This window comes from Stenotrophomonas sp. FR024, from assembly GCF_047500745.2.
Taxonomy (GTDB): Bacteria; Pseudomonadota; Gammaproteobacteria; order Xanthomonadales; family Xanthomonadaceae; genus Stenotrophomonas; species Stenotrophomonas maltophilia_A.
Window position 1 is genome coordinate 1 of sequence record NZ_JAXAXM020000004.1, and the last position, 13,017, is coordinate 13,017.

Consider the following 13,017-nt stretch of genomic DNA (forward strand, 5'->3'; position numbering starts at 1 on the left):
GGCAGGACGCCCAACCCCGGTCTTGCCGTGTGCGCAGGACTGCGCACACGAGCAAGCGGCTGCCAAGCCTACACGGACGTACTTGCGGCGTCCCCGCACTCCGACACCGCCCCGCCAACCCACGGATAGCTCGCTGTTGCTGTTGCCGTTGCTTCAGCTTGAAGCAGGTGCAGGGCTGCAAGCACTGCCGAACAACCCCCTACCTACGCGGCAGGTAGGTAACCAGTGACAGGTCGTGCCGGCTCTCCGGCACCAGCGCCACGTACTGCAGGTCCAGCAACCCGCGCGTGGGGTGGTTCAGCTTCTTCGCGCCTTCGTCGAACCGGCGCACGTCGTGCTCCGGCCACCACTGGCGGAACTCCTCGCTGTGCGCAGCGATGTCCTCGGCCAGCGCCAGGAACGGGGCCTTGTCCGGCGCCTGTGCCATCGCCGCGCGGAAGCCTGCCAGCAGGCCGCGGGTCATTTCTTCCCAGTTGAGGATCAGCGTGCGGTACGGCGGGTACAGGAACATCAGCCGCAGCGTGTTGCGCTCGTGCGGCGCCAGCTGGCTGTAATCCACGAACAGCTCGGCGATGGCCGGGTTCCACGCCAGGATGTCGTAACGGGTATTGCGCACGTAAGCCGGGATCGGCTGCATCGCTTCGACCAGCTGGCGCAGGCCATCGGTCACCGTTTCGTCGGGAGATTCCAGTGGCACGCCGTAGCCGGACAGCGCGAACGCATAGGCGCGTTCGTCGTCGCTCATGCGCAGCACCTGCGCCAGCCGCTCCAGCACCTCGGGCGAGGCGCGCACTTCGCGACCCTGCTCGATCCAGGTGTACCAGCTGACGCTGACGCCGATCGCCAGTGCGACTTCCTCGCGCTTCAGGCCCGGGGTACGCCGGCGCCCGGCCGGGAGGCCGAGCGTGGCGGGGTCGACACGGGCACGGCAGGCCTTGAGGAAGCCGCCAAGTTCCTTGCGTTCACTTTCGCTGCGCATCATCGCCACCGCCATACCCGTTGTAGCGTCGAGCCATGCTCGACGCATCTACTACCGCGCGAACAGCAGCTGAGCATGGCTCAGCTCTACAGTAAAGCCGGTTCAGCCACCCTCGGCGTCACGCACGAGGGTGATGATATCCGCGCAGGCACGTCGATCAGGCATCGACGCGCTTGGAGCCCACGGCCAGGCCGGCCTTCAGGCTGGCTTCGACGAACTCGTCCAGGTCGCCGTCCAGCACCTTCTGCGTATCCGAACGCTCGATGCCGGTACGCAGGTCCTTGATACGGCTCTGGTCGAGCACGTAGTTGCGGATCTGGCTGCCCCAGCCGATGTCGGACTTGGTGGCTTCCACGGCGTCCTTCTCGGCGTTGCGCTTCTGGATCTCCAGCTCGTACAGCTTGGCGGCCAGCATCTTCATCGCGTTGTCGCGGTTCTGGTGCTGGCTGCGGCCGGTCTGGCAGGCCACGACGATGTTGGTCGGGATGTGGGTGATTCGCACCGCCGACTCGGTCTTGTTCACGTGCTGGCCACCGGCACCGGACGAGCGGTACACGTCGGTACGCAGGTCGGCCGGGTTGATGGTGATGTCGATGTTGTCATCGATTTCCGGCGACACGAACACCGAGGTGAAGCTGGTGTGGCGTCGGTTGTCCGAGTCGAACGGCGACTTGCGCACCAGGCGGTGCACGCCGGTCTCGGTCTTCAGCCAGCCGTAGGCATAGTCGCCTTCCACGCGCAGCGTGGCCGACTTGATGCCGGCGACGTCGCCGCCGGAGACTTCCATCAGCTCGGTCTTCCAGCCGCGCGATTCACACCAGCGCAGGTACATGCGCAGCAGGATCTCGGCCCAGTCCTGGGCTTCGGTGCCACCGGCACCGGCCTGGATGTCGACGAACGCGGCAGCATTGTCCATCTCGCCGGAGAACATGCGCTGGAACTCCAGCTTCTCCACGTGCGACTGGTGCTTGTCCAGGTCGGCGACCACGGCCAGCGCGGTGTCTTCGTCCTGTTCGGACTCAGCCAGCTCAAGCAGTTCGGTGGCATCAGCCAGGCCGTCCAGCACCGAGGCGATGCCGCCCACGGTCTTTTCCAGGCTGGAACGCTCGCGGCCCAGGTTCTGGGCGTATTCGGCGTTGTTCCAGACGTCGGGGCTTTCCAGCTCCCGCGTTACTTCTTCAAGACGCTCTTTCTTGGCGTCGTAGTCAAAGATACCCCCGAAGCGACAGCACGCGATCGGTCAGATCGGTGATGCGCTGGCGGACAGGATTCAGTTCGATCATGTCGGCGGTTATGCATTCAAAAGATGACTGGTAATGATACCGCAGGCCGGGGATGCCCGGAATGAGGGCCTCACCCTGCCCCCAGCGCCTGCCGCAGCAGCGGCAGCTGGCGCCGGCTGCAGGGCACTTTGGCCCCGTCGGCCATGTGCAGCAGGGCCTCGCCACCGTCCAGCGGCTCGATCGAACGCAACTGGCTACGGTGGATCAGCCAGCTGCGGTGCGGACGCAGGAACTCGCCCGGATCCAGCCGCTGTTCCAGTACCGCCATGGTGATCCGCAGCGGGTAGTCGTGGCCGCGTACCCGCAGGTTCACGTAGTTCCCCGCCGCCTGGGCGTACTCCACGTCGGCGGTGGCCACCAGGAACTCCTTGCCCAGCTTGCGTACCAGGAAATGCTGGGGGCGCTCGACCGGCTCCACCGGCGGGCCGACATCGGGCTCGGCCAGCAGGTGCGCTTCACCCTGCCGCTTGCGGCCGAACCAGGCCACGGCGTGCACGGCAATCACCAGCAGGCTGTAGGTCTGCACGTCCTTGAAGAACTCGTAGAACCACTGCGCCGGCCAGGCGCCATAGGTGTAGTGCTGGCCAATCAGGGCGAAGGCCAGCTTGCGCATCAGCACCATGGCACTGACATGCAACAGCCACCAGGCAACGCCACCCAGCACGTAGAAGCCGATCCGGCGCCGCCAGGTATCTGCATGCAACGGCCAGCGACGAGCGGCGGCGTGCAGAAGCGCCAACAGGCCCAGGCTGGCCAGCGCACTGCTGAACTCCTCGATCGAGACAGTCCCTGCGGAAAAGGGCTGCGCGTCGCGCAATGCCCGCATCCACTGCGCCAGCACATTGCCTGCGGCGGTGCCCAGGAACAGCAACGACCAGAATGCGACGGCAAGCCCGGGGCGACGCGTTCGTTCTGCAACTGGGGCGGTCAGCGCCGCCGAATCTCCATTCTCCATGCCTTCATTGTTGCCCATCCGGCTCCATGCGCATCAGCCATTGGTCCCAGCCACCCCACCACTGGCCCCTGAACGTCCGCCATCGCGCCCCATCCACTGGCATCCGGGCCTTGGCTGGCAGAGCGTGCAGCTTCCTCCCGAAGCCCGCCGCTCATGCACCGTCGCCACGACTTGGACACCCTGCGCATCGCCGCCTTCGCCCTGCTGATCCTCTACCACGCCGCCATGGCCTACGTGGCCGGCTGGGACTTTCACCTCAAGAGCACCTACACCTCCGAATGGCTGCAGTGGCCGATGATCGCGCTGAATCGATGGCGCATGCCGCTGCTGTTCGCCATCAGCGGTATCGCGCTGGGCCTGTCCCTGCCCGACCGGGGCCGGTTGCAGCACACCCTCCGCCGTGGCTGGCGCCTGCTTCTGCCATTGCTGTTCGGCATCGTCGCCGTCGTGTCCCTGCAGGCCTACTACGAAGCGCTGGACAAGGGCGACGTGGCACCGGGGCTGGCCCGGTTCCTGTGGCGCTACTGGCAGTTCCAGCCGTGGCCGGGCGCGCATTTCAGTGGTGCCGCCTACGGCTTCACCTGGAACCACCTGTGGTATCTGGCCTACCTGCTGCCTTACACCGTACTGGCGGTGGTACTGGCCAGTCTGCTGCGTCCACTGCGCAAGCTGCTGCCAGGCTGGCAGCCGAGCGACCGCCTGCTGGGCGCCTCACTGCTGGTAGTGCCAGTGGCCTGGCTGGCCTGGTCCCTGCTGGTACTGATGCCGCGTTGGCCACCCACCCACGCCCTGCTGGACGACGTTTATGTACATGCCGAGTCGCTGCCGCTGTTCCTCGGCGGCTTCCTGGCGGCGCGCTGGCAGCGCGGCTGGGATCTGCTGGTGCGCGGGCGCCGCGTGACCCTGGCCCTGGCGGTGCTGGGGCTCTGCCTGGAGCTGGGCATCCGCGCACTGGCCCGCCTGCCCCATGTGGGCGATCTGGATGCATGGGTGCTGGCACTGCCGTGGGCCCAGACCGAACGCGTCGGCCGCGCGTTGTATACGTGGTGCATGCTGCTGACCCTGTTCGGCTGGGCGCGGGTGCTGCTGTTCCGCCCGTGGCCAGGCCTGGGCTATTGCCGGGAAGCGGTGTTCAGCTGGTACAGCCTGCACCAGACCGTGCTGATCGTCTTGTTGTACGCGCTGCGACCGTTGCAGCTTGGCCCGTGGCTGGAGCCTGCCTTGCTGGTGGCCGGCACGGTCGGCGGCTGCCTGCTGATCCACGAACTGCTGATCCGCCGCGTGCGCTGGCTGCGTCCGCTCTTCGGCCTGCGCGCCGCATCGTCATCGCTGCTCGTGGCACGTGTTGCGCCGGTGTAGAGCCGAGTCCACACTCGGCTGCTTTGGCGCGGTTCTGTTGAGCTGCGCCTGATTACCAACGGATGATGAGGACAACGGGTGTTCCAGACCCACTGGCACCTGTGGCTGCAGCAGACTCTCGACAGCGGCTGGATGCTGGCGCTGATGCAGTTCATCAGCCTGCTCGGCTATGAAATGGCCTATACCGCGCTGATCCTGGTATGTGCATTCGGGGCACGCCTTCGCGCTGGCCTCTGCGTGATGCTGGCGGTGCTGCTGATGGCCTGTGCCACGCATGCAATCAAACAGGGCGCCGCCCTGCCCCGCCCGTCGGATGTGGATGCGCGCGTACTGGATGAAGGGGTGCCGTCGCACCCCTTCGTGGTCAACGGCGGCGGACAATCGTTCTGGTCACTGCCCGATGCGCAGTCCACCGCCATGCTGCGCCCGCAGCCCGACGCCGACTATGGCTTCAACAGTGGCCATGTGGGCGTGGCCACCGCTGCCTGCGTCGGCCTGCTGCTGGCCTTCGGCATTCGCCGACGCTGGCTGCGCTGGACGTTGGCGCTGGGCTGGCCGCTGCTGATGGCGCTGTCACGGATGTACCTGGGCCGGCATTTCCTGGCCGACGTGCTGGGCGGATGGCTGATCGGCATCGGCGTGGCTCTGTTGGCATGGCAGCTGATGCCAGGGATGCGCTCAAGCAGGCAATGGCAACTGCCGGTCCTGTTGGGGCTTGGCGTGCTGCTGGCATGGGCGGCGGCGACCACCCGCTTCGTTCCAGTTGGTGAAGCCGGGCGACTGCTCGCGCTGGGCCTGCTGGTGGCGTGGATGCAATGGCGCGGCTGGCCGGTGGATCCGAAGAACATCGTGCAGCGGGGGTTGCGCGTGCTGGCTGTGGTGGTGATCTATCTACTGGCACGGCCGTTGATCGACCTGTTCGCCGCGGCCATTCCGCTGCCTGATGTACCGGCGACCGAAGTGCTGTGGCAGACCGTTGGCACGCTGTTGATCCTCGGTGGCGGTGTGGCACTGGCGCGGTGGATGCAGTGGATTCCGCATGGGGTCTCCAAGGTCTGAGACTAACCCTACCTGTTGGTTACCTTCACGGCATTTGCAACTATTCGCATTGGATGTTCCCAAGAACCTTGCGATTCTCCCTGGTCGCCTTCCAGACGGAAGTGGACCTTTGCCCTGGAGACCTGCAATGGATCAATCCGACATCAGTATGCTGGCCGCCTTCATTGAATCAGAGGAGGCTGCGCTTGCTGAAGAACGTCAGGGCGACTTCTATCCGAGTTATCACTATCAACTCGCGGCACTCGCACCAAGGGCTGGTAACGGCCTGCCCCAGGATATGCTGCAACGCTTCTACTTCCATTGGCTGCGAGTGGGAGACTGGAAGGTCGCAGGACTTCCGCAGAGAGACTTTCCCATCCTTGTTGCCGCGTACCAGGAGCTCACGAAGCTCCATGTGGGCTACGACACACGCCAGCCAGGCCTCAGCCTCCCGCATCTCTTCTGCTTCGGCTTCAATGAACATGGCGAGCTGCCAAGCGGTGTGGTTACCAATGCCGCGGATCTGAAACAGCGCACGCGTCTGGTGGAGCACTGCAGGAAGTACCAGTCGTTCCAGGCCCAGCGAGAGAAGGTCGATAAATTTCTGCCATATCGCCCATTTGCGCGAACCATTCTCGAGACAACTCGGTTCCTGCAACACGATATCAAGGGTATGGGTCGAATCCTCTATTGGGGCATGGCGCTCATTGCACTGCTCGATGAGGACACACGCATCCAGATGACAAACGACCTGATAGCCAGGAACTGGCCCGAAGACAGGGAACGCGGCCATGTGCTCTCCCTGCTTCATCACACCGCCGAGGCGACCCGGCCCCATTGCGCAGCGGACGCCGAGTTCGACGTTCTCTGCGAACATCTGGCGCAGATGCACGACACCCGGATCATGACGGGCGACGCAGTCCAGTTGGCGCAGCGGGAGGGCTGGCACGTTGACAACATCCGTGATTGGAATGCCAGCATCACCCTCTATCACGGAGGTGAGTACAGCAGCGAGCCGGGGCATCCCCGGATCAGACTTGATCTCAACAGCTGGCCTGATACCCCTTGGTCAATCAATCTGAGCGTCGGCAATGGCTCCTACGTCGCCTACCGGGACGAACCCACCAGCAATGATTTCCAATTGCCGCCAATCATCGGCGCCACGCTTGATCATTTCCCTGAATGGGTCAAGCAGATAAACGCACGACTAGGAATCAATCTGGTTCCAGGCACTGGCTCAGCTGCATCTGCCTACAAGAATCGTACGTTGGCTAGACAACTCGACGCATGGATGCGCGGGAAATAGCAGCAGGATTGCGTCGTATAGAGCCGAGCATGGGCTCGGCTCCACCTTGAGGCAGTCGAGCAAGCTCGACTCTACAAAAGCCCGGGATCGATCATTTCACCTCGAACTCGCCCACCAGCACAGTCTCGGCACGATCCTTCAGCCGCATCGTGACCATCTGGTCCTTCTGCTTCGGCGTGCCCCAGTGCGTGGTCAGCCGCAGCATCAGTGTCGTCGCACCGGTCACCAGCTGCTGGCGGCTGCCGAAGTAGTTCGCCTCCACCTTGTACTTGCCGGGCTTGGCATTGCGCAGCGAGAACTGCTCGGGACCATAGCCGCCGGTGAAGTCCTGCGACATCTGCCCGCCCTGGTAGGTCAGGCGGTTGCCGTAGTACGCGCGCTCGCCGTTCGGGTCGGTCACCCAGAGGTCCATGTCGCTGTTGTCGGCATCCCACGACAGCACCACGCGCAGGTCCAGCGGCATCGCCTGCAGCAGGCGCGGGTCGATGCTGCGGGTGTCCAGGCGCGGTGTACTGCGGGCCACCAGGTTGGTCAGCTCATCCAGTGCGATCAGGGCGATGCCATCGAAACGACTGTCCCAAGGCCGCACCACCACCTGGTACAGCGGCGCCAACGCCTGCTGCTGCTTGCCTGCCGCTGCCAGTGCCACGCCAAGATCGCGGAAGCTCTGCGGCTCTTCCTGGCCCATCGCCAGCACCTGCTCGAACACGGGAACCGCCAGTGCGGGGGCATCAGCCTGCATCAGCCGGTAACCGAGCACGCGCAGCAGGTGCCGGTTGTCCAGATCCATCTCGGCCAGGTTCGACAGCACACGCAGTGCCAGGTCGCGCTGACCCTGCTCCAGCAACAGGTCGGCCACGTCGAGGAAGAATGCGCTGCTATCGGCGTGTGCATCGCGCTCGGCCAGATAGCGGTCATAGAGCTGCGACGCCGGGCCTTGGCGCAGGCGCCGGGCGATGGCCGAGTCCGGCTGCCAGGCGGCAAGCTGGATGCCGAGCTCGCCCTCGTTGGCGGCAGCGGGCGCAGCGACACGGCCACCAGTGACCGTGATTGAATCCAGGGCCTTGTTCGATGCGGACGCTGAGCGACGTGCACGCGCGCTGCTGGCTTCCATGCGCTGCTCGGCAGCGGCGGCCATCGGTGCCGGGGCGGGTGGTGCCGCAGGGGCCGGCGCGGCGAGCATCGCCATCGGCGCCGAGTCCATCACGTAGTCCGCGGATGCAACTTCCAGCGCCCCGCCTTTCAACTGTGGAGGCGCTCCCTTCGGCCAGCTGCGGTTCCACCACTGCTGGCGCTCCTTCCAGCGTGCCGCCACTTCATCCAGACGCCGGCGATCAGCAGCGGCACGATCACTTACCTGCACTGCAAACCTGGCATCGTACTCGGCGCGCAGTTTGCCGGACGGGCGGATCGCATAGCGCAGGTAGTCCTCCAACGTCTCCAGCACGATCAGTGAGGTGTCCGGGCCGACCAGGCCAAACTGCTGCGACAGGCGCTGCATCGCCTCGCGGTTGCCACGGCGGTCGGCGGCCAGCTGCTGCAGGCGCGCCTGCGCCCACAAGCCGGCCAGCAGCTCGCCGTCTTCACTCTTCTGCGTTGCCGGCATCGCCTGCCATTCGCCGCCACCCACGCGCACCCGCATCGGCACACCGTCGGCCGCCAGTCGTGCATGCAGCCACAACCAGCCATGGGCTTCACTGCGACGATCGATCACCACGTCCTGCACGCCGCGCCCCGCATCGACCTGCACATCCAACGGCGACGACAGCAGCTCGCGCGCCGCCGCATCGACATCCTTGCCCAGCGCAACGAAGCGGCCGCCATGCGCTTCGCTCCAACCACGCAGTCGCACGGCATCGGTGCGCGCACCGGCGCTGCTGATCGCAAACAGGCGCTGGTCCGGCGCCATCGCCGGCAGCTGTTCCGGCCCATAGGTCAGCAGGCCATCGCTGACCAGCAGGTATTCCTTCACCCTCTGCTCTGGTTGCCACTGCGCCAGCGCGCTGGCACCGTCCGGGCGTACGGCCTGCAGTGCCGCACGCAGCTCACTCCAGTTACCGGCGCGGATGCGGAAGCGCCTTACCGGCTCGGCGCGATCGCGCAGCACGGTCAAGGCCACGGTGCCGTCGCCCAGTGCGGCGAAATAGCGATCGAGCAGCGCAAACTCGCGCGTGCGATCGCGCTGCCCCGCCGAACCGGAGCCATCCCACAGCAGGCCGATCTCGCTGGGCAACGTGCGGGGCGTGCTGCTGGCCGCCACCGGCAGCTGCGCCAGCAGGTAATGGCCATCCTCCCAGGGCGCCACCTGCACCTGTGCCTGGCGGGCTGCCGGGAGGCTCCACTGCAGCTGCCTGGGCAGCTGCGCGCCCTTGCCCTGCCACTGCAACTGGCCCGCGCTGATGCGGAACGGCGCCGTACCTGCGCTCGCCGCGCCGGGGGCCTGCAGCTTCAGCTCAACCGAGGTTGCACCGGCGGCGAACTGCAGCGGCAGCGTCCACTGCCAGCCTTGGCTGGCGAAGGCCAACGGCTCGCGAATCACCAGTTGCACGCGCCGGCTACCACCGGCCGGCAGCGGGTAGATGCGCAGCCGGAACTGGTTGCCGGCGGTCTGTTCCAGCAAGCCCGGGTCGACGCCGCGGCGGGCGATTTCCTCGAACACCTGGCGGCCGCGGTCCTTCGGTACCGGCACCGCCTCGCGCAACTCGCCGTTGATATCAAGCGCGAAGCCGGAGATCTGCTGGCCATCGGCCAACGGGAACTGCAGCTCACCCTCCAGCACGCGCCGGTTCGGGTTATGGAATTCCAGGGTGATCCGGGTCTGAGCGATGCCGGCCTGCACCTCGCCCTCGATGCGGGCGTGTCGTAATTGAACCGGCTGCTCAGCCGCCGGCGCGATCAGCAGCGGCGTGGCGGCCTGCGGCCGGGAGATCGGCGGCGACTGTGCGCCAGCGGGCCAGGCCGCAAGGGCCAGCAACAACACGGTGCAGCAACGGGCGAAGACCATGACCGGGCTCCAGTGGGATCGTGGACCTTTGAACGCACCAGCAACCGTAATGGGGTTGGCGCCTGTGCTCGCATCGACACACGCCCCTCCAACCAGCACCATGGAAGTCCTCGCCACACAGGGATGCACCATGCGCCCGTTGATTGCCTTGATCCTGCTGGTCCTGGCCGGCGCCGCCGCCGCTGGCAGCGTGAAAGGGGTGCGCTTCGCCCACTACGACTGGATGCTGGCCTGCGACAACACCCGTACCTGCCGCGCCGCCGGCTACCAGGACGATGTCGGCGGCAACTTGCCGGTGTCGGTGCTGCTGACTCGCAAGGGCGGACCCGGCCAGCCGGTCAGCGCCGAACTGATGCTGGGCCAGTACAACGAGGTCAAGCTGCCGACACAGCTGTCGCTGCAGATCAACGGCAAGGATCTGGGCGCGCTGTCGTTGACCGCAGACACGGCGACACTGCCTACAGCGCAGACCAAGGCACTGCTGGCCTCCCTGGCGCGCAGCAGCCGCATCGTGGCGGTCGGCAACGATGGCCAGCGCTGGACGCTGTCCGATCGTGGCGCCTCGGCGGTGCTTCTGAAGATGGACGAATTTCAGGGCCGGCTGGAGACTCCCGGCGCGCTGATGCGCAAGGGGTCGCGCGCCGAAGCCTCAGTTCCTCCCGCACTTCCGGTGCCTACGCTGGTTCTGGCGCCATTGGTGGCGGCACGAGCCACCGATGCCGCACTGGAACACTCACCCGCACTGCGCGCGGCGCTGGCCGCGGCCAACCCGGGCGGCGACTGCGTCGCACTGACACCCGAAGGCCTGCCGATGGTGGACGGCCCGCAGGCGCTGCGCGTGACCCGGCTGGGGAGGACTTCCCTGCTGGTGTCTACGCTCTGCTGGCGTGGCGCCTACAACGAAGGCATCGGCTACTGGGTGGTGAACGATGCGCCGCCCTTCAAGGCCACGCTGGTGACCGCATCGGGCGGCGATGACGATGGTCGGGTAATCAGTTCGGCGCACAAAGGCCGCGGCTTAGGCGATTGCTGGTCCACCGCGAGTTGGGGCTGGGACGGGCGCCACTTTGTGCAGATCGATGAATCCACCTCCGGCCTGTGCCGGCTGGTCGCGGCCGGGGGTGCATGGCACATGCCGACGCTGGTGACCGAGGTGACGCCCTGAGCTTGGCCAGTTGATTGGATCCACGCATAGCGCGCCGCCCACGGCCCCGCTCGCGAAGCGGCGCTCAAACCGGCAGGCAGTGCTCCACGATCAGCTGGATGGCGCTGCCGCCACGGTAGTCATCGCAGGCCAGCCGATAGGCCAGATGCACATGACGGCCGGGTGCGTTGCCGTGCCAGCCGCCGAAATGGATCGCGTTGATCGTGCCGGGTACGCCGGGCAGGCGCAGTTCAAGCTTGAGGTGACGTTCCTTCAGGACGCGCCAGTTGGCCACTTCGAAGTGGCCGTCGAACAGCGGCTCGGGGAAGCCCTGGCCCCACGGGCCGGCCAGGCGCAGCGCATCGGCATGGCGATGATCGAGTTCGTCGGCGGCCAGTTCGCCATCGCTCAGCACCTGCTGCTGCAGTGCCGCCGGGTCGAGCATTTCCAGCACCACGGCGACGAAGGCGGCCTTGAAGTCATCGACGTGATCCAGCCGCATGCTCAATCCAGCCGCCATGGCATGCCCACCGAAGCGTTCGATCAGACCCGGATGCCGCGCATCGACCAGCGCCAGAGCGTCACGGATGTGCAGGCCGGGAATTGAGCGGGCGGAGCCACGCAGGGTGTCGGCGCCGGGTTCGGCCGGGGCGAAGGCGATCACCGGGCGATGCAGGCGATCCTTCATCTTCGACGCGACCAGGCCGACCACGCCGGGATGCCAGTCGGCGTCGAACAGGCAGGCGGCCACCGGACGCTGGCCGGCCATGTCCAGCACCACGCGGGTCAACGCCTGCTCGGCATCATCGGTCATCGATTGCTGCACCGCGCGCCGTTCCGAATTGATCTGCTCCAGCGTCTGCGCGATCTCGCGCGCCTGGCGCGGGTCTTCGGTCAGCAGCAGCGCGATGCCCAGCGCCATGTCCTCAAGCCGGCCTGCAGCGTTCAGGCGTGGGCCGAGTGCGAAGCCGATGTCGGTCGCGGTCAGCCGCGCAGCGTCGCGGCCGCTGGCTTCGATCAGCGCACGCAGGCCGACACAGCCCTGCCCTGCGCGTAGACGGCGCAGGCCCGCACTGACCAGCGCACGGTTGTTCGGATCCAGTGCCACCAGGTCGGCAACGGTGCCGACCGCCACCAGGTCCAGCAGCGTGGTCAGGTCCGGCCCCTTGCCATCGGCAAAGACGCCGGCCTCGCGCATCTGCCGGCGCAGCGCCATCAGCACGTAGAAGATCACGCCGACACCGGCCAACGACTTGCTGGGGAAGGCATCGCCGTCCAGATTCGGATCGACGATGACATCGGCAGGCGGCAGCTGCGGGCCGGGAAGATGATGGTCGGTGACCAGCACCTGCCAGCCACGCGCCTTGGCCGCAGTCACACCCGCATGGCAGGCAATGCCGTGATCGACCGTGACCAGCAGGTCCGGTTTCAGCTCGGCCAACTCCTCCACCAGTGAAGGTGACAGGCCATAGCCGTGCACCATGCGGTTCGGCACCGCGTGGAAAACATGCTGCGCGCCGAGCATGCGCAGGCCGCGCACACCGACCGCACAGGCGGTAGCACCATCGCAGTCGAAATCGCCGACCACCAGGATGCGCTTATCGTTGGCGATGGCCTCGACCAGCAGGCCCACTGCATCGTCGATGCCGGTCAGCAGCTCGGGCGCATGCAGGCTGCCCAGCTTCGGCAGCGCCAGTTCGGGTGTGCCTGCACCACGACTGGCGTAAAGCCGCGCCAGCAGCGGCAGCGTGCCCTCCGGCCAGCTGCCGGGCGCGACCGCATCGCGGCGGCGGATCATCGGCGTATCAGAGGAGGAATGCGCAGCATCGGCGGCAAGGGACATCGGCATCGCCGGGTTACGAAAGACAGAGGGATGATACCGCGCGTGGGAGAGGCTGGCGGGATTGCGCCCGGCTCCTGCGGTAGTGCCGGCCGCTGGCCGGCAACCC

General features: G+C 66.4%; 9 protein-coding genes. 4 read left to right on the forward strand and 5 right to left on the reverse strand.

The features are described from left to right. Nucleotides 1–199: 199 nt before the first annotated feature. The 3 genes from ACMZ91_RS05680 to ACMZ91_RS05690 form a co-directional block, all read right to left on the reverse strand. Nucleotides 200–982 carry a helix-turn-helix transcriptional regulator gene (locus tag ACMZ91_RS05680; RefSeq protein ID WP_032128808.1) on the reverse strand — a complete coding sequence of 261 codons (783 nt, stop codon included), beginning with the start codon at nucleotides 980–982 and terminating at the stop codon, nucleotides 200–202. Between the two features lie 154 nt (nucleotides 983–1,136). After that, a protein-coding gene (prfB, locus tag ACMZ91_RS05685; protein ID WP_097048047.1) for a peptide chain release factor 2 occupies nucleotides 1,137–2,262 on the reverse strand; the annotation gives its coding sequence in 2 pieces (ribosomal slippage) (nucleotides 1,137–2,186 and nucleotides 2,188–2,262; 1,125 coding nt in all). 70 nt (nucleotides 2,263–2,332) lie between these two features. Next, nucleotides 2,333–3,235 carry a LytTR family DNA-binding domain-containing protein gene (locus tag ACMZ91_RS05690; RefSeq protein ID WP_049462109.1) on the reverse strand — a complete coding sequence of 301 codons (903 nt, stop codon included), beginning with the start codon at nucleotides 3,233–3,235 and terminating at the stop codon, nucleotides 2,333–2,335. A gap of 135 nt (nucleotides 3,236–3,370) precedes the next feature. Between ACMZ91_RS05690 and ACMZ91_RS05695 the strand changes: the two genes are divergently transcribed. From ACMZ91_RS05695 to ACMZ91_RS05705, 3 genes are all read left to right on the forward strand, one after another. Next, a complete protein-coding gene (locus tag ACMZ91_RS05695) occupies nucleotides 3,371–4,576 on the forward strand; it encodes an acyltransferase family protein (protein ID WP_197655772.1) in 1,206 nt (401 codons plus the stop codon). 78 nt (nucleotides 4,577–4,654) lie between these two features. Then, nucleotides 4,655–5,635 carry a phosphatase PAP2 family protein gene (locus ACMZ91_RS05700; protein ID WP_049462107.1) on the forward strand — a complete coding sequence of 327 codons (981 nt, stop codon included), beginning with the start codon at nucleotides 4,655–4,657 and terminating at the stop codon, nucleotides 5,633–5,635. A 127-nt stretch (nucleotides 5,636–5,762) separates the two neighbouring features. Further along, on the forward strand, nucleotides 5,763–6,920 hold the full coding sequence (locus tag ACMZ91_RS05705; RefSeq protein WP_134950750.1) for a hypothetical protein: 1,158 nt from the start codon (nucleotides 5,763–5,765) through the stop codon (nucleotides 6,918–6,920). Between the two features lie 91 nt (nucleotides 6,921–7,011). On the opposite strand, the gene ACMZ91_RS05710 is transcribed toward ACMZ91_RS05705, so the two are convergent. After that, nucleotides 7,012–9,924, reverse strand: a complete 2,913-nt coding sequence (locus tag ACMZ91_RS05710; protein ID WP_049462105.1) for a DUF2135 domain-containing protein — start codon at nucleotides 9,922–9,924, stop codon at nucleotides 7,012–7,014. Nucleotides 9,925–10,054: 130 nt separating this feature from the next. On the opposite strand from ACMZ91_RS05710, the gene ACMZ91_RS05715 reads away from it, so the two are divergent. After that, nucleotides 10,055–11,089, forward strand: coding sequence for a DUF1176 domain-containing protein (locus ACMZ91_RS05715; protein ID WP_134950748.1), 1,035 nt, complete (start codon nucleotides 10,055–10,057; stop codon nucleotides 11,087–11,089). A 64-nt stretch (nucleotides 11,090–11,153) separates the two neighbouring features. On the opposite strand, the gene recJ is transcribed toward ACMZ91_RS05715, so the two are convergent. Then, nucleotides 11,154–12,911, reverse strand: coding sequence for a single-stranded-DNA-specific exonuclease RecJ (recJ, locus tag ACMZ91_RS05720; RefSeq protein WP_049462103.1), 1,758 nt, complete (start codon nucleotides 12,909–12,911; stop codon nucleotides 11,154–11,156). Nucleotides 12,912–13,017: the final 106 nt, after the last annotated feature.